Source organism: Alicyclobacillus macrosporangiidus CPP55 (assembly GCF_000702485.1).
GTDB classification, from domain to species: domain Bacteria; phylum Bacillota; class Bacilli; order Alicyclobacillales; family Alicyclobacillaceae; genus Alicyclobacillus_H; species Alicyclobacillus_H macrosporangiidus_B.
Genome location: NZ_JNIL01000001.1, coordinates 196777 through 217689 on the forward strand (window position 1 = coordinate 196777; position 20913 = coordinate 217689).

The following is a 20913-nucleotide window of genomic DNA, read 5'->3' on the forward strand; positions in this document are numbered from 1 at the left end:
GAATAGATTATGGCGGTGGGCGCACCGCAAGGTGCGAATTGGCTGCGCAGTCTGGCGCGCTTTGGCATGAAGCCCGGTCTCGACCGCACTCGCCGGGTGTTGGCGGCCCTGGGCGATCCGCAGCAGGCGCTTCGCTTTCTGCACGTCGCGGGGACCAACGGGAAGGGGTCCGTCTGCGCCATCCTGACCGCGCTCTTGTCGGCACGCCTGCGGACGGCCACCTACACCTCCCCCGCCTTCGACGGGTACCGCGGCCGCTTCGTGGTGGACGGGCGGCCTATTCCGGAGACGGTGTTCGAACGGCTGGCCGAGACAGTGCGGCAGGCCGCGGAAGCGGCCGTTCCGGGCGATCCGCTGACCGAGTTCGAAGCGCTCACCGTGATGGCCATCCTGTACTTCCACGAGGAACGGGCGGAGGCCGTCGTCTGGGAGACCGGGCTCGGCGGGCGGCTGGACACCACGAATGTGGTGATGCCCGCCGTCACCGGCATCACAAACGTGGGATTCGATCACATGGATGTGCTGGGAGACACGCTCCGCCAAATCGCCCGGGAGAAGGCCGGCATCCTGAAACCGGGGGTTCCCGCGGTCACCGCGGCGGAAGGTGAGGCGCTCAAGGTCATCCGCGGCCGGGCCAAAGCCGTCGGTGCACCCCTGACGGTGTGCGGGGCGGACGTGTCGGCGACGGTGTGGCGGCGGGACGCCCGCTGCCAGTGGTTGGACTACCGCGGCCTTGACGCGGATGGGCTGCAGCTGCCGCTGCCTCTGTTCGGCGATCACCAGCGCCAGAACGCCGCCGTCGCCCTCGCGATGTACGAATGGGCGTGCCGGGTCGGCGTCTGTCCACGCCTATCGGTTCGCGAGCTGCGCGAGGCACTGATGCGCGTGCGCTGGCCCGGGCGGTTCGAAGTGTTCGAAGGGCCGCCGCTGGTGGTCCTGGACGGCGCGCACAACCCGCCGGGGGCGACGGCGCTGGCCCGGTCCCTGCGCGAGTTCGCCCAGCTCGGCGGGCTGGGGCGCGGAGCCGGGCATGACGCCGGAACACGGGGCCGCATGGGGGCGGCGGCAAGGGGCGAGCCGAAACATGCCGCGGAGACGCCGGGGGATTGGACGATGGTCGTCGGCGTTTTGGGCGACAAACCGGTGCGCCCCATGCTGGAGGCGCTTCTGCCATTGGCGGGCCGCGTGATCGCAGCGGCGCCGGATTCGCCCCGGGCGCTGCGGGCCGCCCAACTGGCGGAGGCGGTTCGGACCGTTTCACCCAGCGTCCAGGTCGAGACCCGGCCTTCGGTAGCGGACGCGCTGGCCTTTGCGCGCACCTTGGGGCGGCCGGTGTGCGTGTGGGGTTCCCTGTATACGGTGCACGAGGCGAGGAAGGCTATGGAACAAGCGGAAGATCTACGGATGTGAGGACGGTGAGGTGCGTGAATCGCTCCGAACATGTGCATTTCGTCGGGATCGGCGGCTACGGAATGAGCGCCATCGCGCGCGTGATGCTGGATCTGGGCTATGAGGTGTCCGGTTCCGACGTATCGTCTCAGGAGTTGACCCAGCGGCTGCGCGATCTCGGCGCCCGCATTTATCGCGGCCACGCCGCCAATCAGGTGGCGGGCGCGGACCTGGTCGTGTACAGCACGGCGCTGCCTCAGGACAATGTCGAACTGGAGGAAGCGCGCAGGCGCAACATCCCCATTGTGCACCGGTCCGAGATGCTGGCGCGCCTGATGGAGGACCGGGTCGGCGTGGCAGTGACCGGTGCCCACGGCAAGACCACCACAACCTCGATGATCGCCTACATGATGGAACGCTGCGGGCTGGATCCCACCTTCGTGATCGGCGGCGTCGTCAGCAACATCGGGGATAATGCGAAGGCGGGCCGGGGCAGTACGTGGTCGCCGAGGCTGACGAGAGCGATGGGTCGTTTCTGCACTACCGTCCGAAGATCGCCGTGGTGACGAACATCGAGCCGGACCACTTGGAGCACTACGGCGGAAGTTTTGAGAACCTCAAACGGGCGTATGCCCAATTCATCGGCCAGATCCCGGAGAGCGGCCTGTGCGTGATGTCGGGTCAGGACGAGCACCTGCGTGAGATTCGCCCAGCGGCCCGGTGCCGGGTGATGACGTACGCCATCGACGAGGACGCCGATTACATCGCCCGCGACGTGGCGTTGGTCGACCGCGGCAGCCACTGCACCGTGTGGTTTCGCGGGGAGCGGTTGGGCACCCTGGTGCTGAGCCTGCCCGGTGTTCACAACGTGATGAACGCCCTGGCGGCCATCGCGGTAGGCCGGGAGGCGGGGCTGGGGTATCCGGACATCGCGCAGGCCCTGCACGAATTCCACGGCGCCAAGAGGCGTTTCCAGGTGATCGCGGAGGCAGGCGGCGTCCTGGTGATCGACGACTACGCGCATCATCCCACCGAGATCAGCGCGACCATCGCGGCGGCGAAGACGACCGGCCGGCGCATCATCGCCGTCTTTCAGCCGCAGCGGTACACGCGCACGTTCTTCCTGTTCGACGCCTTCGCCAAGGCCTTCGGCGGGGCGGACGAGGTGGTGATCACCGACATCTATTCCCCGGCGGGCGAGAAGCAGATCGAGGGCGTCTCGGCAGAGAAACTGGCGGAACGCATCCGGCTCGACAGCAATCCGAACACCCGCTTTTTATCCACGAAGGACGATGTCTACGAGTATCTGGTCCACACCGTCCGCCCGGGCGATCTGGTGCTGACGATGGGTGCGGGCGACATCTGGCAGGTCGCCTACCGGCTCGGCGCCGCCCTGGGAGGCCTACAGGAGACGGCGTACGCGTAACGGAAAATGCGAAGCAAAAGGGGCCACCCCAGCGGGGTGGCCCCTCGTCATCGATATCCGCCTGCGCGTATCGTCTCGGCGTTCCTCACGGTCTGCGCCGCCGCCAGCTCTCCCTGGCCCGTGCGAACCAGTAAAAGGCCAGTGCCACCAGGGCCGCGAACAGGGCGAGCTTGATGGCCAGATTCAGAAATGCCATGAGCAGCACGAATGTGATCACGCCGACAATGACCACGGCGACCGTTCTCTTCCAGTCCATCGCACAGCCCCCCTCAGACCCCGGCTTGAATTCCGCCAAGCTTGTCCCTGCTTTCAGTATACCATGCCCCTGCTGAACACACACGCGCCTATTCAACACTGCTCGATAAAATTCGACAAGTTCCGGTCGAATCGACAGGATTTTTGCAGGGAGAGGTCGAATACACGCGACAGCGTCAGAGGAGAGATTCGGACGGCGGCTTTCTGCCGCAAGGCGGCAGAGGGCATGGAAGGGGTCGAGGGTGTGTCCGCGGGCGGATGGACCGGGCCGGTGTTCGCCTGGATGGGCTTTATGTTCGGTTTGTTGTTCGGCTCGTTCATCAACGTGGTCGGGTACCGCGTACCCCGCGGGGAGTCGGTGGTGTTTCCGCGGTCCCATTGCCCGGACTGCGGCCGGACACTGAGCGCCTGGGAGCTTATCCCGGCCGTGTCTTGGCTCATGCTCGGGGGGCGTTGCCGGACGTGCCGCAATCCAATTCCGCTGAGGTACCCTTGCATCGAGTTGGCGGCGGGGGCGCTGTTCGCGTTGACGGCGGTCCACGCCGACCGCCTTCTGGAAGGCCTGGCATGGTCCGTGTTCTGGCTGCTGTTGTTGGCGACTGTGGCCACGGACCTGACCTCGATGCGGGTGCCGAACGTCCTGTCTTTGCCCGGGGCCGCTGTGGTGCTGGGATTGGTGATCGCCTCCGGGGTGCGGAGCGCGGGCGGGGCTCTGCTCGGCATGGCAGGCTGCACGCTGACGCTGTGGGGGATTCATCTGCTATCGCGCGGCCGGATGGGCCTGGGTGACGTCAAGCTGTACGCCAGCATCGGCGCCATGCTCGGCTTCTGGGGCGGGTTGGAGTCGCTCGTTTTGGCGTCCGTGTACGGTACGGTGATCGGTTACGGCATGCGCGCGGTGGGCTGGCTGAAGCCGCGCCAGCCGGTGCCCTTCGTGCCGTTCATCGCCATGGGCGTGGTGACGGCCGTGTGGTTCGGGGATGCCCTGACCAGCTGGTATCTGCGCGAGGTGCTCGGGTGGGCCGGCTGACAGCGACGTTGCCTTGGGGAGGGGGGTGATGCACGATGGCGCGAAAACGGCTGGGGGACCTGCTGGTGGAGATGGGCCTGATCACGCAGGAGCAGCTGCAGGACGTCCTGCAGACACAGCGTGAGACCAAGGCACGCATTGGAGAACTGTTGATCAAAAAGGGGTACGTCACCGAGGAGCAGATCATCGAGGCGCTGGAGTTTCAACTCGGCATCCCGCACATCAACCTGTACCGGTACGCTGTCGACCCGAGTGTGGTTCAGCTCGTGCCAGAGGCGTTGGCGAGGCGCCATCTGGCGTTTCCGGTCAAGAAGGACAAGCAGCGGCTGACGGTGGCGATGGCCGATCCGCTCGATTTCTACGCCATCGAGGACCTGCAGATGTCCACCGGGTTTCAGATAGAGCCGGCGATCGCGTCGAAAGACGAGTTGCGCGCCTTCATCGAGCGCTACTACGGTATGCGGGAATCCGTCGACGAGTTGAAAGCGGTGGTGCGGCCCGCCGAGGAAGAGTTGACCAGCCAAGTCACGAACGAGGACGCGCCGGTCGTGCGCCTGGTCAACCAGATCATCCAGCAAGGCTTGGCGATGCGCGCCAGCGACATCCACATCGATCCGGCGCCGGATGGTTTGCGCATCCGCTACCGGGTGGACGGGGTGCTGCGCACCGAGCAGGTGTTGCCGCGCTCGATGCAATCGGTGGTGTTGACGCGGCTGAAGATCATGGCCAATTTGAACGTCGCGGAGCGCCGGCTGCCTCAGGACGGGAGAACCGCCGTGGAAGACGGGGCCCGGAAGGTGGACGTACGCGTGGCCACGCTGCCGACAGTGCACGGAGAGCGGTGTGTGCTGCGTCTGCTCGACCCGCGGCAAGGGGTGATGGACATCGCCGGTCTCGGCTTGTCGGCTGCCAATGAGGCGGTGTTTCGGAGCTTGATTCGGGCCTCGCACGGAATGGTCCTCATCACCGGACCCACGGGCAGCGGCAAGACGTCCACTCTGTACGCCGCGCTGCGCGCACTCAATTCGGAGGAGCGAAACGTCATCACCATCGAAGACCCGGTGGAGTACCAACTGCCGGGAGTCAACCAGGTTCAGGTCAACCCGGCCACCGGCCTGACGTTTGCGCGCGGGCTGCGCTCCATCCTGCGCCAAGACCCGGACGTGGTGATGGTGGGTGAGATCCGGGACGCGGAGACGGCCGAGATCGCCATCCGGGCGGCCCTCACCGGGCACCTGGTGCTGAGCACCCTGCACACCAACGACGCGGTCAGCGCCCTCACTCGCCTCGTGGACATGGGCATCGAACCGTACTTGGTGGCGTCCGCGGTGCTGGGTGTGGTGGCGCAACGGCTGGTGCGCAGGGTGTGCGACCAGTGCGCGGAGGCGTACGCGCCTGCGGCAGCGGAGCAGGCGTTCTTGGAGCGGCGGGGCGTACGGGCGGACAAGCTGTTGCGCGGACACGGCTGCGGGTACTGCGGGCGCACCGGCTATCGCGGCCGGGTGGCGGTGCACGAGGTGCTGCGGATGGACGATACCCTGCGCGCGATGGTGGTCGAGAAGCGGCCCGACTCCGACTACCGCCGGCACGCCACGGCAAACGGGATGACCCTGATGGTCGACGACGGGATCGAAAAGGCCTTGGCCGGGCGCACGACGCTGGCGGAAGTGATGCGGGTGACCTTGCGCGAGTAAGCGGCGGGCGTGCCGTGGATGCGCAGCAACGGGAAGGAGGAGCCAGATGGACATCTTGCAACTGCTGGCGCAGGCGAAGGCGGCCGGTGCGTCCGACCTGCACCTGTCGGTCAATGCGCCGCCTGTCCTGCGCGTGAACGGGGAACTCGTGGCGGAGGGGGATCCACTGTCGCCAGCCGACACAGAAGGGATGGCGCGCGCCCTGATGACGAGCCCACAGTGGGAGGCGTTCGCGGCGGCGGGCGAGATCGACTTCTCCTTCAGCCTGCCGGGCGTGTCCCGTTACCGCGTGAACGTGTACCGGCAGCGCGGGTGCGTCAGCATCGCGGCCAGGGTGGTTCCGAATCAGGTCCCGAAGCTGGAGGACCTCGGGTTGCCGGAGGTGTTGCGCTCGTTCACGGACAAGCCGAACGGTCTGGTCTTGGTCACGGGGCCGACGGGCAGCGGCAAGTCGACGACACTGGCGGCCATGATTGACCACATCAACCACACCCAGCGCAAGCACATCATCACGCTGGAAGATCCGATCGAATACCTGCACCGGCACCACCTGTCCATCATCAATCAGCGCGAGATTGGCCTCGACACGCACAGCTTCGGGCCGGCGCTGCGGGCCGCCCTGCGCCAGGACCCGGACGTCATCCTGGTCGGGGAGATGCGGGACCTGGAGACCATGCAGACGGCCATCACGGCGGCGGAGACGGGTCACCTGGTGTTCGCCACCCTGCACACCAGCGATGCGGTGCAGACCGTCGACCGCATAATTGACGTGTTTCCGGCGTCCCAGCAGGCCCAGGTGCGGCTGCAGATCGCGTCGGTGCTGCAGGGCGTGGTCACGCAGCGGCTGTACAAGCGAGCTGATGGCCGCGGGCGCGTGGCGGCGGTGGAGGTGTTGGTCAATACCCCCGCGGTGGCGAACCTGATTCGCACGGAAAAGACCCACCAGATTCGCTCGGTGATGCAGACAGGCCGGGCGTTCGGCATGCAGACGATGGAGATGCACCTGCGCGAACTGGTGGGCCGCGGTGTGTTGCCGGCGTCCGCGGTGCAATCGGCGGGCGTACAGGGAGTCGGGGTGTCGTAAATGGAGTTTCGCTACAAGGCCGTGGACGCACGCGGCAAACGCAGGCGCGGGCGCGTGGCGGCTGAGGACCGCCGCGAGGCCTTGCGCAAGCTGCGCGAGAGCGGCTTGTACGCGACGGAGCTGGCGGCCACCGCCGAGAAGGCCGTGCGCGCAGGGGAGGATGCACCCCGCTGGCGCGTCAGCGCACCGGCCGGGCTGCGGGCCCGCTTGGAGGGGTGGCCGCGGGCGCTGACGACGGGGCGTCTTCCCACGGGAGGCTCGGTGACGGCCAAAGACCTGGCCGTATTCTCCCGCCAGCTGGCGACGTTGGTGCGGGCGGGCGTCGGCGTGGCGAGCGCGGTCGAGGTGTTGGCGGCGGAGACGGAGAACCGCCGCCTAGCTGCCGTGTTGTTGGAAGTGGTGGGGGAGATGCACACGGGCCACCAGCTGTCCGCTGCCCTGGCGGCGAGGACGCGGGCGTTTCCGCCGCTGTTGACCAACTTGGTGCGGGCCGGTGAGGCGTCCGGCAGCCTGGACGAGGTCTTGGAGCGCGCAGCCGTCCACTTCGAGAAGCAGCACTACACCCGCGAGAAAGTCAAGTCGGCGCTGGCGTATCCGGTCTTGGTGAGCTTGGTCGCCGTCTTGGTCACCGTGTTCCTGCTGGTCAAGGTGGTGCCGACGTTTGTGGCGTTGTTTCGCAATTACAACGCCCCGCTGCCACTGCCGACGCGCGTGGTGATGGACGTGTCCTCTGTTTTCGTCCACGCCTGGTTCTTAGTGCTGGCGGCGGCGGTGCTGTTGTACGCCGGCTACCGGGTGGCGCTGCGCCATGAGCGGTTCCGCTTGATGCGGGACAGGTTGCGGCTGAGGGTGCCGGTGTTCGGTCAGTTGGCGTTGAAGTCTGCCATGGCCACCATGGCCCGCACCATGGGGACCCTGTTCGCCAGCGGCGTGCCGGTCCTGCAGTGCCTCGACCTGACCGCGTCCGCCGTCGACAATGCGGTGGTGGCGCAGGGGCTCCTGCACGCGCGCGAGGGGATCGCCATGGGCCAGCCGATGTCGCAGCGGCTGGCGGGGGAGCCAGTGTTTCCTCCGTTGGTGACGCACATGATCCGCGTCGGCGAGGAGACGGGAAACCTGGACCTCATGTTGGGGAAGGTGGCCGATTTTTATGAGGCGGAAACCGAGGCGTTGGCAGACCGCCTGAAGGCCTTGCTGGAACCGATGTTGGTGCTGGTGCTGGCGGTCATTGTGGGCACGATTGTGCTGTCCGTGATCGCACCCATGTTCGCTATCTACCAACAAATTGGAAGTCTCGGATGAACGTGGGCCAGAAGGGAATTTGCCATAGGCGTCGTATATTCGAGATTGGATCGGCAACGCCGGGCCGAGTCCGGCCGGCGCGTGGGCAGGCACGACACAGACACAGGTGGCCAGGGAAGAGAAACGTGGCTGACAACGAGCCGCGGCCGCAACACGGCGGACGACGAATGGAAAGGGGATGGGTGAATGAAAGAGAAGCTGAAACAAACGGTTTTGGTGCGGCTGCAAGAGATGGAGCAGCGGCGCGAGCAGGGCGAGCGAGGCTTGACGCTGATCGAGATGCTCGCCGTCATTGTTATCCTCGGCTTGATCGCGGCCATGGCCGTACCTGCGGTTATGGGGTCCATCAACGACTCCAAGAAGAAAACCACCGAACAGAGCATGGTCGTAATTTCGGAGGCCCTGCAGCGGTATGCCATGGAGGAAGGGAACGGACAGTATCCTGTTTCTCCCGGGTACGGTTGGTATCCCGCTTCCTCTGCTCTGAACGATGTTCTGGTAGCATCTCCCAACGGGAAATCAAAAGTCGGGTACTTGCAGGCAATTCCAAAGGACGCATGGAACCAGGACTTTTGGTATAAATCGGACGGCACTTACTTCGAACTTGTGACTGACAAAGCTATCAATAGCGGTGATCCGGGTGACACCCTGTACTTGAGCAACTCGATGGCACAACCTGTGGACAATCCAAGTCAACTCCAAAATTGGCGGTAACTCGATACGAATCTCGGCGCAGCCGACTGGAGGCTACACATGCGATGACTTGGCACCTGTGGCGGCGGCGGGCAGTGGGCATCGAATTCACGCGCACCGGGTGCCGGTGTGTGGCGGTCAGGTTTAGCTCCCGCGGGCCTGAGGTGTTGGGGGCCATCGAGGGTGAGCTGGCCGACGGGAACGAGCTACAGGCAACAGACGCCTTCGTCGGCCAGCTCCGTGATTTTTCCCGCCGGCACCGGCTGCGGAACTGCCGGGTGGTCATTGGGGTACCGAGCGAACGGGTGACGGTCAGGCTGCTGAAGATGCCGCCGCTGCCGGACCGGGCGTTACGGCAGGCGGTCGCGCTGGAACTGGGCGAGACCATCCACCTGCCGTTTGACGATCCGGTGTTCGACGTGGTCAGGGTGCCGCAACTGGTTGCCGACGACCCGGGCGATGAAGTGCCGGTGTGTTTGGTGGCTGCCCCGCGCGGGTACGTGCAGTGGGCGCTGCAGGTGGTGCGTTCGGCCGGCCTGCGCCCGCGGGCGGTTGACCTGGCCCCGCTCGCACGGCTGCGGGCCGCCGGGCCGGACGCATGGCAGGCGGCCGGGGTGCGGGTGCTGTTGCAGCTGGATGATGCCGACACGACGATTTCGGTGGTCGCCGGCGGGGCGTTGTATTTTCTTCGCACTGTCGAAAATCTGTCGAACGGCGTCGACGAAGGCACCGTGGTGGACGGCCGGCTGGCCGACGTGGCGTACGAGGTGGACCGGGTGATCAAGTTTTTCCAATTCAACTTGGCCGGGCGTGAGTTGCCGGTGGACGGGGTGTGGCTGGCAGGTCTCCTCAGTGATGAGGCGGCTGCTGCCGCGCGGCTCAGCGGCCTGTTGGGTCTGCCGGTGCAGCCGCTGCCTGCCGAAGTGGTTTGGCGCCGAGGGGCAGCCGTGAACCACTCCGCCGCCTACGCCACAGCGGTGGGTCTGGCGCTGAAAGGTGGGTTCCCGTGAGCAAGGCGCGTTGGCAGGATGGCGTGATGGCGGTCAACCTGCTGCCGCAGGAATCGGTGTCTGAACGCTACTCCGGCTCCATCGCGGCCATTTGCGCCGGGGTGCTGGGCATCGCTGCCGTCGCGTTCACCGCCTTAGGCTGGAGCGAGCTGGCCGCGGTGGATCGGCGTTCGGCCTTGCTCGCCGACGTGAAGGCTCAGTTGGGCAGGGCCGCGGCGGAAACAACCGCACTCTCACAGCAGTGGAGCAACCTGCAGCGGGCGTCGCGCCTGACCGCCCAGTACGGGGAACAGCGGAGACTGGCCCCACTCTTCAACCAGGTGTGGGCGAATGCTCCGGCCGGCCTGACGATCTCCAACCTGGCCTGGGACGGCAAGCAACTGAGCCTGACCGGTGAGGCACCCAGCATTACGGCGGTGTCGGAGTACCAGCGGGCTCTGCTGGGATTGCCTGGAGCGACCAGCGCCTGGGTCAGCGATGTGCAACAGTCCGGATCGGGTGCGTACGGTTTTGCTCTGATCGTGGTGTTTTCTGCGGGCTCCGCGCCGGCTGCGGGATCGTGACGAGATTCGACCGGGGCCGAGGACATGACTGGACGGGAAAGCGGGGGGGTGTCGGATGCAGCGGCAAGTCACGGTGCGCACTGCCCTGGCGGGGCTGTCTGTGCTAACGGTCATGGCGGGTTGCGGGTTCGGATACGAACGGTGGCGGGCCGTACGGACGAACGCGGACTTGGCCGCGGCTCAGCACCAATTGGCCGCTACCGAGGCAGAAGCGGCTCGCCTGCGGAAGGCGATCCGCGACGCCGCGGCCGGCTCAAGCCAGTCCTCAGGCCAGGTTCCCCTGACCGCCGAAGAGCCGGAGTTGTTGGATGAGGTTGCCGGCTTGGCGCAAGCCGCACACGTTACGGTCACCGGGCTCACTCTGACGGATACCGGCACCGGCGGTCCTGCCGCGACGGCGACGGGAGCTGCCGCCACCACGGGAGGCGCAGCTTCTCCGGGCCAGCAAAGCGCGCATGCGGTCTCCGTGTCGCTCACTGCGACCGGGACGAGGGCGCAATTGCTTGACTTTCTCGACCGTCTGCAAACCGGAGCCCGCCTCACTGTGACGCGTCGTGCGCAGGTCGCCAATCCGTCCAGCGGGAGCGCGAAACTGATGATACAGGCCATCTTCCCGTACGCGGGGAAGGGGTGACGGCGGCGTGCGCGATCGCATGGGCGGTGTCAGGCTGGAGACCGGTTTGACGCTGGTCGAGGTTTTGGCCGCGGTGACCGTCTTGGGCGTGTTCCTGACCGCCCTGTTGGCGTTGGTGGACGGGATGTACACTCAGACGGCGGTGGATGCCCAGCGGAGGACGGCGGCACTGTTGGCGGAGGAAGCCATCGCTCACATGGCGCAGTACGGCGCCGACACGGTAATCAGCCAGGGGACGTACACCAGAACGGTAAATGGGATTCAATACACGGTGATCCCTGCACGAGGACAAGCCCCCTACAGGACCTGGCAGCTGCCAGGTGTCCAGCGTCCGGCGGAGGTGGAGGCGGAGGTGACGGTCACGTGGACCACGCGAATACTGCAACGGCAGGTGCAGGAGACAGTCACGCGAAGCCAGCTGTTTCCTTACTGAATTACCCTCCGAAGACGCGCAGCCCCGTTTCTCCGCGCTCTTCCTCCGAGTCTGGGCTCACTCTGGTGGAGCTGTTGGCCGCATTGGCGCTGACCGGAATTCTCGCCGGCGGCGTCTTGGCGGCATATTTTTTCGAGCAGCGCACCCTGCCTTGGCTGGAGGCCAGACAGGTGGTCCAGACCGGGTTGGTGTCGATAGACAAACAGTTGCGCGAAACGTTTCAGAACGTGTCGGCTGTCACATCCGCGGGGCCCTCTGAGTTGACGTGCGAGACGGCTGACGGGGGCACAGTGGAGGTCTATGTGAAGCAGGTGGACGTGGTTGACGGAATGGACGTTTGCGGCCTCGAGGTGAAAACCAACTCGTCCACCGGGCAGTCCAAGGACGTGGTGTGGCGGCTGCCCATGGTGTCGCTTGCCGGCACCCAGTTTCAGGTCCAGGGATCCCTGGTCACCGTCACGCTCCAGGGGACGTACCTGGGCCAGCCGATCTCCAGACAACTGACATCCACGTACGTGGTGGGCGGGGGGAACTGAGTTGGCGCACAAGGAGCAGGGGTCGACGCTGGTCACGGTACTGGCCGCCGTCCTCATTCTCACCGTGATGTTGACCGCCGTCCTCGGCGCGTCCGCCCAGGAAATGAACGCGACCAAACGTTCGCTCGACAGCGCCCAGGCGCTGATGGACGCGCGCAGCGCCGTGCTCACCGTGTACGACGAGATGAAGTATGAGTTTCAGATACCGCAGTGGATCTCGACCTATATTCCCAGCGGTTCGCTGGACGGCAAGGTTGTACAGCAAGGGATGCAGGCTTGGACCCAGTTTCTCAATACCATCCAGCTTCCCTACATGTTTGCCAACCGAGACATCACAGCGCAGGTCGACTTGCTCACCGGCCCTGGTGACAGCAATCTGGCCTCTGTATCGTTGTCTGATCCACATCAACCCGCTGGTTACATATTCCAGAATTTTCGCATCCGCGTCACCGCAAGGAGCGGGAGCGCCAGTGAATCTCTGCAAACCGTTGTCACCATCTCCAACGCCCTGCCATCGTTTTCCTATGCGGCCTACGCAGCCAACCACCTGTATGTGTGCGGATCGCCAGAGATGCAGGGCCAGCTTGCAGCCGGCGGCGGGGTGTATTTCAGTCATGCCGCGTGGGCAGCCCAGGATCTGGTACAATCCGGCAACGGAAATGGGAACGGGAACGGCCATGGGAACGGCAACGGCAACGGGAATGGCAACGGGAACGGCAACGGAAATGGAAGTGGCAACGGAAACGGCAACGGTCACGGCAATGGCAACGGAAATGGCAACGGAAATGGCAACGGAAATGGCAACGGAAATGGGAACGGAAATGGGAACGGGAACGGCCATGGGAACGGCAACGGCAACGGGAATGGCAACGGCAACGGGAACGGAAACGGCAACGGGAATGGCAACGGCAATGGCAACGGCAATGGCAACGGCAATGGCAATGGCAACGGCAATGGCAATGGCAATGGCAATGGCAATGGCAACGGAAATGGCAACGGAAACGGGAATGGCAACGGGAATGGGAATGGGAATGGGAATGGAACCCCCTCCCCGTACCTGACGTACCTCGGGCAGGGCATTTCGTTTATCGCCCAGCTGCCGGGAGCTCAATCCAAGCCGGCGCAGCTGGACGCCGGGGGCACATTGTACACGCCGCAGATGTCCGCCTTCACCGGGTTCAGCGGGCCGGCGCCAACGTTGTTCTATGTGGATGGCACCCATTTGACCCTGCAAGACCCCTGGCAATTGACGGATTACCTCAACGGCGGCCGCGTGACCACTGGAGGGTCGCTCGATAACCTGGTGGGCGCAGTGGTTTCGAAGTACCACGACGTGATTCAAAGTCAGGCGCAGCAGATCGGATCGACAACCATTCGCAATCCGGGCGATCCCCTGCCAGCAAGCGGGGGCGTGGTGTCCGTCCGTGACGGCTTTTACAGTGTACCGGGTGAGTCGACGGTCACGGGTCCGATGTATTTCACAGGGGACCTGACGATCCCGCCTGGAGCTGTGCTGCACATGCGAGGGCCGTTGTACATCGATGGAAACCTTACGGTGCAAGGGCAACTCGACACCACCGCGGCAGTCTTCGTTTCTGGCGACATCGTCATCGACCCGGGGGAAAACGGGGCGGGTGCCACGCAGCAGAGCCCATGGGTGCTGTTTGCGGACGGGGACATTTCGCTGACCCCGGAGCCGGGCACCCAGCCCGAGTTTTCTAATCCGATTGGGTTGTATGCATTTCTGAACAGCGCGGGGAATATCTTTGTAAACGGGGTGGATGGATATTACCGGATTTATGGCGGAGTGGCCGGGGCGAACGTGGTCATCGACGGGCAGATGGCAGATCAGGCTGACGTCGCCCGCAGGCTGTTCCTGGGCTACAATCCAAGTGCCATCCAGCACCCGCCGCAGGCGATGCCGGGGATTGGAGACGTGGACGGGCCGAAGTCGGGCATCCTGTCTGGGCTTACCCTGCAGCCGCTGCCACAACCTGTGACCATCCCGTGAGGGATGGCAATGGCAGCAGGCAGCGCACGATGGTGGCGTTTGCAATTTTTCCGCGAGATCCGATATACTGTAGCAAACCTGTTTCGCCGGGCCGCCTCTTCACATACACAGACCAAGGGGTGATGGGGTGCGGATTCCTAAGTCGAAGGTGTGGTATCTGTCGGCCGCCACAATGGCGCTCTTGGGGACCACCGGCGTGGCGGGCGCCCGCGGGTACAAATCTGTGACCGTCGTCGATCACGGACAGCGGAGGGTCATGCAAGGATTGGCCACGGGTACGGTCGGAGAGTTCTTGCAGGCGCAGGGCATCAACTTGACTCCGGAGGATCGGGTGTCGCCAGGGCGGGATGCGCCGGTGACGGATGGCATGGTCGTGGAGATCGTCCATCCCAAGACGGTGACATTCCTCGACGGGGCGCAGCGGGTCACCGTGGAGACGCTTGCGGCGACGGTCGGAGACTTTCTCCAGGAGCAACATGTCGAGCTGGGACCGGCGGACACAGTCAACTTGAAGCTGGAGACGCCCATCCAGGATGGGACGACCATTCACGTTCAGCGCGTTGAGCAGCGGGTGTCGGTGAAGCAGCAAACAATATCGTTCCAGACCATACGCCAGCGAAGCGACAGTTTGTACGATGGAGAACAACGGGTGCTGACGCGTGGTGTGGAAGGATGGGTGGAAGAGAAGACCGTCGACACGTACGTCGACGGGCACAAAGTGGGGCAGTCGGTACAGCGGCGGGTCGTGCGGCAGCCGGTGAATGAGGTGATCCTTGTCGGAACCAAGCCGCGGCCTTTCACACTGAGCGCGCGCGGCGTGGGTTCGTTGGTAGTCCGACGGAGCCTGACCGTGGTGGCGACCGCCTACGCCGCGGGCGGGCAGACTTCCACGGGAAGAGCGGCGGCACCTGGTGTGGTGGCGGTCGATCCGCGCGTGATCCCGCTCGGCACCCGGCTGTACATTCCAGGCATCGGTGTGGTGACGGCAGCGGATACGGGGGGTTCCGTACGGGGCAACCGAATTGACATCTGTGTCGCCAGCGAGGCCGCGGCGGCGCGGTGGGGGGTTCGAACCATCACGGTGTACGAGATCGAGTGATCGGTGCATGCCGATGCCAAGGGGGGCTTCTGCGGGAGCCCTCTTTTTCTCCGCTTTCTATGAAATATCTCTCATATCCCGTCCCGTCGTTCATAGACTGGGAAACAAGAGGACGACGGGGAGGGGGATGCGCCGTGCGCTTGCCGAACGAGCGGGGACAAGCCCGACGCGTGGAGGAACCGCCGCTCATCATCCGCGCGGGGGGACAACAGTGGGTGGTCCGACGCGATGGGTCTTGGCAGCAGGGCGATGCAGGCGGCGACCCGGCGCCGAACCATGCGCCTGTACGCGGGCCTGCGCGTGAGAGTCGCAGTCGCTTCCGGCGGGGGCTTGGCTGGTTAGCCGAAGCAGTGGACCGTTTGTGGGCGGACGGCGAGGAGGCCGGCGCGTCGAAAGTGGATCGGAGTTTCTTCGATCGCGATCGCGGACCTGGGCGGAACTCGATGCGGACGGCTGAGCGAAGGGGCGTCCGTGGCCGAAGCGCGAGGCGTGAGCAAGGCCGGCGCGGGCTGCGGGATGCGTTTCAAGCCGGCCTCGTGTTTGGCATGGGGCTCGGTTGCTTGAGTATGGTGCTGTTTCACCAACTGAAACCGGACCTGCGGGTGGAGGTGTCCGCGCCCTCGGCGAGCAGTGCCGTCGAGACCGTGGCCGGGCCGGCCGTCCAACTGCCCGCTTTGCGGTTGTATGTGTTGCAAATCGGGTCCTACAGCACGGAGGCGGCGGCAGAAGAACACCGGCAGGTCCTCGCCAAGCAAGGGGTGCACACGGTGGTGCACGGCGGTGGAACCTACCAGCTGTGGGCGGACGTATCGCTGCGCCAGGGGAGCCTGCAGGACGAGTTGAAGACCCTGGAAGGAAAGGGTGTGCACGGGTCCGTCGTGTTCGTGGGCTGGAAGGCGCATCCGCTCGCTGCACCGGCGGGGGCGAGCGAGGCGGCCGTCGCGCGGGTGAATGGCTGGTTGTCCGAAGCTACGGGCGCTCTCAACGCCCTCGTAGGCGCCCTTTCGGATGGCGGCTTGCGCCAGGATGCGCTCACCGCCTGCCAAACGGTCGAGGCACATCTTCCGGCCGCCTCCGATTGGGGTGAGACAGGGTACGGGGAACGGCTGAAGTCTTTCTCCAGCCATCTTCAGGCGGCGTCCACTGCGCTGTCGCGGCAGCAGATGGACAACTCCCGGACGGCCGCTTTGCAGGCTTTGGACGACCTCACCCGGATGGCGGCGGGATCGACATTGTTCACCATTTCTCGATAATGTTTGGGAGGACTCCCGCCCTACGTGTCGAACAGAATACGGGACCATCCGAATGCGGCTGAAGGAGGGGCTTGGCGTGCGCAAGCCTTTTTGGCGCGTGGCCGGGTTTGTCGCAGCAGGCGCGGTGTTGGGGACGTTGGCGGGGCAGCTGCTGGCGCACCAGGTGCCGTTCCTGGCGCGGTCCACCCAGGTGGAGTGGCATCCGGGGGCGGATCTCGGCGTGCTTCGCTACAATCTCGACCTGACTCTGCGCGTCAACGGCTTGACGTTGGCTGGCGTCATCGCCGGGTATTTATTGGCACGCCGTTCTCGTTGAGCAATTGTCGCATTCGGGATACGATAGGATTTGCCAGCTCATCCGCATCTCGCTATGGTGTGTAGAGAAGACGCCGGATAAATTGGGAAGGGCGGAGATGCGGATGAGTCAGGGGCAGGGTCTGTCGTATACTTGGAGAGGCGAGGACGCTCCCCGCGAGCGATTGTTGGCGCGCGGGGCGCAGGCGTTGCGAAACGACGAGCTGTTGGCCGTCATCTTTCAATCGGGGACGCGCCAAGCATCGGTCATGGAACTGGCGCGGCGCGTACTGGACCGGGTCGACGGGGTGTACGGGCTGCTCGACACCGAAGTCGAGGAGTTGATGGCCATCCCCGGGATTGGTCGTGCCAAGGCGCTCCAGATCGCCGCAGCGGTGGAACTGGGTCGGCGGATCGTGCGGGGACCCGCACGTTCACGGCTGCAGATCCGCAGCGCGGAAGATGCCGCCGAGTATGTAATGGATCGGTTGAGGCACCTTAAAAAGGAACATTTCATGGTTCTGCACCTCGATACAAAACACTGCGTGATAGGAGAAGAAGTGGTATCCATCGGCAGTTTGGACGCATCCATCGTCCACCCGCGGGAGATCTTCAAACCGGCGGTCAAGCGCAGCGCCTCGGCAGTCCTGTGCGTGCACAACCACCCGAGCGGGGACCCGACGCCGAGCCCTGAAGACATCGCCGTGACGAAACGGTTGTGCCAAGCGGGGGCGCTGCTCGGCATCGACATGCTGGATCACATCGTGGTGGGGGACGGCCGGTACGTGAGCCTGCGGGCGCTGGGATACTGCGGATCGGCTCCGCACGCCGGGTAAGGGTAACCATCGTTGAGAGGAGTCGTTTTTATGTTTTCCGGTCGGGATATGGGCGTGGATCTGGGCACCGCCAACACGTTGGTCTATGTGAAGGGGAAGGGCATTGTCGTCCGCGAACCGTCGGTGGTGGCCATCCGCACGGACACCGGCGCGATTGAAGCCGTGGGGGACCAAGCGAAGCAGATGATCGGCCGCACACCGGGGAACATCGTCGCCGTGCGCCCGATGAAAGACGGCGTGATCGCCGATTTCCAGACGACGGCGACGATGCTGCGGTACTTCATTCGCCAAGCGATGCGCAACAAATCGGCTTGGTCTGGAAAGCCTCGTGTGATGATTTCGGTGCCCTCGGGGATCACCGCGGTCGAAAAGCGGGCGGTCGAGGACGCGGCCATCGAGGCCGGTGCGAAACACGCCCAGACCATTGAGGAGCCGATGGCGGCTGCCATCGGGGCGGGCCTTCCGGTTGGGGAGCCCACGGGGAGCATGGTGGTCGACATCGGCGGCGGGACGACCGAAGTGGCCATCATCTCGCTGGGCGGCATCGTCACCAGCCGGTCCATCCGTGTCGCAGGGGACGAGATGGACGAGGCCATCATCCAGTACATTAAAAAGACCTACAATCTGATGATCGGCGAGCGGACGGCCGAGGAACTCAAGATCACCATCGGCACGGCCATGGCCGGCGACACGCAGGACGAGATGGACATCCGCGGCCGGGATCTGGTCACCGGACTGCCGAAGACGTTGACCATCACGTCAACGGAGATCAGCGAAGCACTGGCCGACACCGTGCGCGCCATCATCGACGCGGTCAAGGTGACCCTCGAGAAGTCTCCGCCCGAGTTGGCGGCAGACATCATGGACCGGGGCATCGTGTTGACGGGTGGCGGTGCGCTGCTGCGCAACTTGAGCACCCTGCTCAGCGAGGAGACGGGCATGCCCGTCATCGTCGCGGAGAATCCGCTCGACTGTGTCGCCATCGGAACCGGCAAGGCCTTGGACAACTACGACCTCTACAAACGCCGCAGCTCGTTGGCACGTGCACGGAAGGCTCAGTCCCGAGCTTGACGGCTGGGCTGGCCGCGGCGTGGGGAGCGCGGCGGGCTCGTGGGCGCGCTGAAGGCGAGGACCTGAAAAGGAAGAGGGATGCGGGTGTCCCGATTGTTGACGAACCGTCGATTGTTTATCCTGTTGGCCGCGCTGATCCTGGTGTCGGTGTTTGCTGGGTTGACGTTGCGCGGCCGCGTCGCCACCTGGCCGGAACGCGCCCTGATGGACGTGCAGAACGCCATCGCCGGAATCATCTACCGGCCGGCCGCCAAGCTCACCGCATTTCTGCAGGGCATCCACGATCTGCGCGACATGTACGCCGAGAACGCCGCGCTCAAAGCGCAGCTGCAGAATTACAGTGCATTGGTCGCCAAAGTGACCGACCTCGAGGCGGAGAACGCGCGCCTCAAACAGATGCTCGGGTACAAGCAGGGGGCCGGCGCGCGTTTTCGCTTGATTCCGGCCGAGGTCATCGGGCGGGATCCCGGGCAGTGGAACAGCGGCATGACCATCAATGTAGGGCGATCCGCCGGTGTCACGAGCGACATGGCGGTGGTGTCGCCGGACGGCAGCCTTGTGGGCCGCGTGGCGCAGGTGGCGGACAACAGCGCGAAAGTGGTTCTCATCACCGATACCCGCGTCGGGGACGGGGTTTCCGCGCGCGTACAGTCCCAGGGTTCGGAGCAACCCTTCGGCATCGTGGTCGGGTCGGCCTCGGGCACCGGGCGCTTGGACATGACCTTTCTTTCGCCGGTTGCCCAGATCCGTGAAGGGGACACAGTGGTGACTTCTGGATTGAGTGACATCTTTCCGGCGGGCATCGTGATCGGCACGGTGGAGCAGATCCACACGGGCGTGCAGGGCCTGACCCAGTCCGCGCTGGTGAAGCCGGCCGCCGACCTCGATTATCTCCAAGAGGTGTTTGTCATCGCCCGCACGGGGGGCAAGTCATGAGAAACGCCATCGCCTTCTCCCTCCTTTGGCTGGCGCTGATCCTGCAGTCCACCTGGTTTCAAATCCCGCCGCTCCACGAAATTCAGCCGGACTTTGTGTTGGTCGTGCTGACGGTGGCTGCCCTCACCCGCGGTCCGCGGCCGGCCCTGGTGATGGGGGTGCTCATCGGAGTCATTCAAGACGCAAACTACGGATCCTTCCTCGGCCTTTACGCTTTCGCGTACGGAGTGGTCGGATACTTCTCTGCGGTGTTTTTCTCTCAGTTTCTTCAGCGGAACGTGGCGCTGACGTTCGTGGTGACGGTGTGCGCCACGTTCTTGTTCGAGTGGCTGACGTACGGCATGACGCGCCTGTTCGGTGTCACGGCGTACACCTGGCGGGTGGCCTTGGCGCTCACTCTGCAGCAGATGATCATCGACGGCGTGACGCTGTTGGTGCTGTATCCCATCCTGGTGCGGTGGATGTCCGACCGGCCGCGCCGCGGATTCGCCGCGTCGGAGGACGAAACTCCGTAACCCGGGTGTGGGAATCTGCGCGTCGCTGCAGGAGATCCCGGCCGGTTTCGCGAATATTTTCAGCTGCGTCGCCGCCGTGCGCAGGAGGAGAGTTTTCATTGGCCGTCAAAATGATCGTCCAGAGCAAGCCGGAACCCAAATCTCCGGTGGCCGTGAAGGGCACCCGGGAAGGCTTGGTGTTCCTGCTTGATGAACACTGTGCGTATGCGGACTTGTACCGCTGCCTGACCGACCTGTTCACTGGGGAGTCCGCGGGGCTGTTCAATGGCCCGCAGGTGGCTGTCTCCGTGGATTACGGGGATCGCGTCCTGACGCCGGAGCAGGCCCGAGAGTTGCTCGGCGTGTTTCTCGCCCGGGAGAACTTTTTCGTGCGGGAATGGGGCGGACACACCGCGGCGCGAAGGGCCCTGTACGGCCAGCGGCCATCAGCGCGCACGCGGAACCAGTTTATCCACAAGGGCACGGTGCGGGCCGGCCAGGACCTGTATTTCGACGGCGACGTGGTGGTCGTCGGCGATGTGAACCCCGGCGGCCAAGTGTCGGCCGCGGGCGATATTTACGTGTTCGGGCGCCTTCGCGGCGTCGCACACGCGGGCATTCACGGCGACGAACGGGCCATCATCGCGGCCGCAGAATTCGCACCCACCCAGGTACGTATCGCGAGTGTCGTGGGGTGGGAACCCGAGTCGGCCGGGGAGGTGATGTCCACGTTCATGGAGTTCGCGTACCTGACAGCGGACGGCATGGCGGTGGACAAGATGCAGTATGCCGCCGTCCTGCGCCCTGTGGATCCAGGGACGGAGGACGGCCCGGGCGGCGCGGGCGCCAGCGCAGGGGAAGGGGGTTAAC

General features: G+C 64.8%; 21 protein-coding genes and 1 pseudogene. 21 read left to right on the top strand and 1 reads right to left on the bottom strand.

The features are described from left to right. Positions 1-9: 9 nt before the first annotated feature. Both N687_RS0101025 and murC read left to right on the top strand, forming a co-directional pair. A complete protein-coding gene (locus N687_RS0101025) occupies positions 10-1410 on the top strand; it encodes a bifunctional folylpolyglutamate synthase/dihydrofolate synthase (protein WP_029420095.1) in 1401 nt (466 codons plus the stop codon). A gap of 14 nt (positions 1411-1424) precedes the next feature. Further along, positions 1425-2815, top strand: a pseudogene (murC, locus tag N687_RS20520) (UDP-N-acetylmuramate--L-alanine ligase). An 85-nt stretch (positions 2816-2900) separates the two neighbouring features. Here the strand turns inward: murC and N687_RS23615 are convergent. After that, entirely contained in the window at positions 2901-3071 is a 171-nt protein-coding gene (locus tag N687_RS23615) for a hypothetical protein (RefSeq protein WP_156039993.1), read from the bottom strand. A gap of 225 nt (positions 3072-3296) precedes the next feature. On the opposite strand from N687_RS23615, the gene N687_RS0101040 reads away from it, so the two are divergent. From N687_RS0101040 to N687_RS0101130, 19 genes are all read left to right on the top strand, one after another. Next, entirely contained in the window at positions 3297-4100 is an 804-nt protein-coding gene (locus N687_RS0101040; protein ID WP_197029178.1) for a prepilin peptidase, read from the top strand. 35 nt (positions 4101-4135) lie between these two features. Then, positions 4136-5794 carry a GspE/PulE family protein gene (locus tag N687_RS0101045; RefSeq protein WP_029420097.1) on the top strand — a complete coding sequence of 553 codons (1659 nt, stop codon included), beginning with the start codon at positions 4136-4138 and terminating at the stop codon, positions 5792-5794. A gap of 46 nt (positions 5795-5840) precedes the next feature. Beyond that, on the top strand, positions 5841-6878 hold the full coding sequence (locus N687_RS0101050; RefSeq protein ID WP_029420098.1) for a type IV pilus twitching motility protein PilT: 1038 nt from the start codon (positions 5841-5843) through the stop codon (positions 6876-6878). Further along, positions 6879-8180 carry a type II secretion system F family protein gene (locus N687_RS0101055; protein ID WP_029420099.1) on the top strand — a complete coding sequence of 434 codons (1302 nt, stop codon included), beginning with the start codon at positions 6879-6881 and terminating at the stop codon, positions 8178-8180. It begins immediately after the preceding gene. Between the two features lie 186 nt (positions 8181-8366). Then, on the top strand, positions 8367-8894 hold the full coding sequence (locus N687_RS21830) for a type II secretion system protein GspG (RefSeq protein ID WP_051662842.1): 528 nt from the start codon (positions 8367-8369) through the stop codon (positions 8892-8894). A 44-nt stretch (positions 8895-8938) separates the two neighbouring features. Beyond that, positions 8939-9883 carry a type IV pilus biogenesis protein PilM gene (gene pilM / locus N687_RS0101065; RefSeq protein WP_029420101.1) on the top strand — a complete coding sequence of 315 codons (945 nt, stop codon included), beginning with the start codon at positions 8939-8941 and terminating at the stop codon, positions 9881-9883. Next, on the top strand, positions 9880-10446 hold the full coding sequence (locus N687_RS0101070) for a PilN domain-containing protein (protein WP_029420102.1): 567 nt from the start codon (positions 9880-9882) through the stop codon (positions 10444-10446). The genes pilM and N687_RS0101070 overlap by 4 nt, the downstream gene beginning before the upstream one ends. A gap of 55 nt (positions 10447-10501) precedes the next feature. Continuing rightward, positions 10502-11080: a hypothetical protein gene (locus tag N687_RS0101075; protein ID WP_029420103.1), complete on the top strand. Its 579-nt coding sequence runs from the start codon at positions 10502-10504 to the stop codon at positions 11078-11080. A gap of 7 nt (positions 11081-11087) precedes the next feature. Then, the gene (locus N687_RS24295) at positions 11088-11513 is read left to right on the top strand and encodes a type IV pilus modification PilV family protein (protein ID WP_029420104.1); all 426 of its coding nucleotides are present in this window, start codon (positions 11088-11090) and stop codon (positions 11511-11513) included. Continuing rightward, positions 11444-12049 carry a prepilin-type N-terminal cleavage/methylation domain-containing protein gene (locus tag N687_RS0101085; protein ID WP_269320478.1) on the top strand — a complete coding sequence of 202 codons (606 nt, stop codon included), beginning with the start codon at positions 11444-11446 and terminating at the stop codon, positions 12047-12049. Before N687_RS24295 ends, N687_RS0101085 begins: the two co-directional genes overlap by 70 nt. Before the next feature lies 1 nt (position 12050). Next, positions 12051-14060 carry a type IV pilus modification PilV family protein gene (locus N687_RS24300; RefSeq protein WP_197029180.1) on the top strand — a complete coding sequence of 670 codons (2010 nt, stop codon included), beginning with the start codon at positions 12051-12053 and terminating at the stop codon, positions 14058-14060. Between the two features lie 127 nt (positions 14061-14187). Further along, complete coding sequence (locus N687_RS0101095) at positions 14188-15159, top strand: 3D domain-containing protein (protein WP_029420107.1); 972 nt, start codon at positions 14188-14190, stop codon at positions 15157-15159. Between the two features lie 134 nt (positions 15160-15293). Continuing rightward, a complete protein-coding gene (locus N687_RS0101100) occupies positions 15294-16412 on the top strand; it encodes an SPOR domain-containing protein (RefSeq protein WP_029420108.1) in 1119 nt (372 codons plus the stop codon). 76 nt (positions 16413-16488) lie between these two features. Next, entirely contained in the window at positions 16489-16728 is a 240-nt protein-coding gene (locus N687_RS0101105) for a DUF4321 domain-containing protein (protein ID WP_051662843.1), read from the top strand. Positions 16729-16831: 103 nt separating this feature from the next. Beyond that, positions 16832-17542 carry a RadC family protein gene (gene radC / locus N687_RS0101110; RefSeq protein WP_051663516.1) on the top strand — a complete coding sequence of 237 codons (711 nt, stop codon included), beginning with the start codon at positions 16832-16834 and terminating at the stop codon, positions 17540-17542. Positions 17543-17572: 30 nt separating this feature from the next. Beyond that, positions 17573-18613 (top strand): rod shape-determining protein, encoded by a 1041-nt coding sequence (locus N687_RS0101115; RefSeq protein ID WP_029420111.1) that lies wholly within the window; start codon positions 17573-17575, stop codon positions 18611-18613. A gap of 84 nt (positions 18614-18697) precedes the next feature. Beyond that, a complete protein-coding gene (gene mreC, locus N687_RS0101120; RefSeq protein WP_029420112.1) occupies positions 18698-19549 on the top strand; it encodes a rod shape-determining protein MreC in 852 nt (283 codons plus the stop codon). Next, positions 19546-20064, top strand: coding sequence for a rod shape-determining protein MreD (mreD, locus tag N687_RS0101125; protein WP_029420113.1), 519 nt, complete (start codon positions 19546-19548; stop codon positions 20062-20064). Before mreC ends, mreD begins: the two co-directional genes overlap by 4 nt. 98 nt (positions 20065-20162) lie before the next feature. Further along, positions 20163-20912 carry a septum site-determining protein MinC gene (locus N687_RS0101130; protein WP_231493361.1) on the top strand — a complete coding sequence of 250 codons (750 nt, stop codon included), beginning with the start codon at positions 20163-20165 and terminating at the stop codon, positions 20910-20912. The last annotated feature ends 1 nt before the right edge of the window (position 20913 follow it).

Bases quoted from the DNA above. Each gene is read 5' to 3' on its own strand.
- mreD (WP_029420113.1), top strand. From the start codon at position 19,546: ATGAGAAACGCCATCGCCTTCTCCCTCCTTTGGCTGGCGCTGATCCTG.
- N687_RS21830 (WP_051662842.1), top strand. From the start codon at position 8,367: ATGAAAGAGAAGCTGAAACAAACGGTTTTGGTGCGGCTGCAAGAGATG.
- N687_RS0101025 (WP_029420095.1), top strand. From the start codon at position 10: ATGGCGGTGGGCGCACCGCAAGGTGCGAATTGGCTGCGCAGTCTGGCG.
- N687_RS0101075 (WP_029420103.1), top strand. From the start codon at position 10,502: ATGCAGCGGCAAGTCACGGTGCGCACTGCCCTGGCGGGGCTGTCTGTG.
- pilM (WP_029420101.1), top strand. From the start codon at position 8,939: ATGACTTGGCACCTGTGGCGGCGGCGGGCAGTGGGCATCGAATTCACG.
- N687_RS0101055 (WP_029420099.1), top strand. From the start codon at position 6,879: ATGGAGTTTCGCTACAAGGCCGTGGACGCACGCGGCAAACGCAGGCGC.
- N687_RS0101040 (WP_197029178.1), top strand. From the start codon at position 3,297: ATGGAAGGGGTCGAGGGTGTGTCCGCGGGCGGATGGACCGGGCCGGTG.
- N687_RS0101050 (WP_029420098.1), top strand. From the start codon at position 5,841: ATGGACATCTTGCAACTGCTGGCGCAGGCGAAGGCGGCCGGTGCGTCC.
- N687_RS23615 (WP_156039993.1), bottom strand. From the start codon at position 3,071: ATGGACTGGAAGAGAACGGTCGCCGTGGTCATTGTCGGCGTGATCACA.
- radC (WP_051663516.1), top strand. From the start codon at position 16,832: ATGAGTCAGGGGCAGGGTCTGTCGTATACTTGGAGAGGCGAGGACGCT.
- N687_RS0101045 (WP_029420097.1), top strand. From the start codon at position 4,136: ATGGCGCGAAAACGGCTGGGGGACCTGCTGGTGGAGATGGGCCTGATC.
- N687_RS0101115 (WP_029420111.1), top strand. From the start codon at position 17,573: ATGTTTTCCGGTCGGGATATGGGCGTGGATCTGGGCACCGCCAACACG.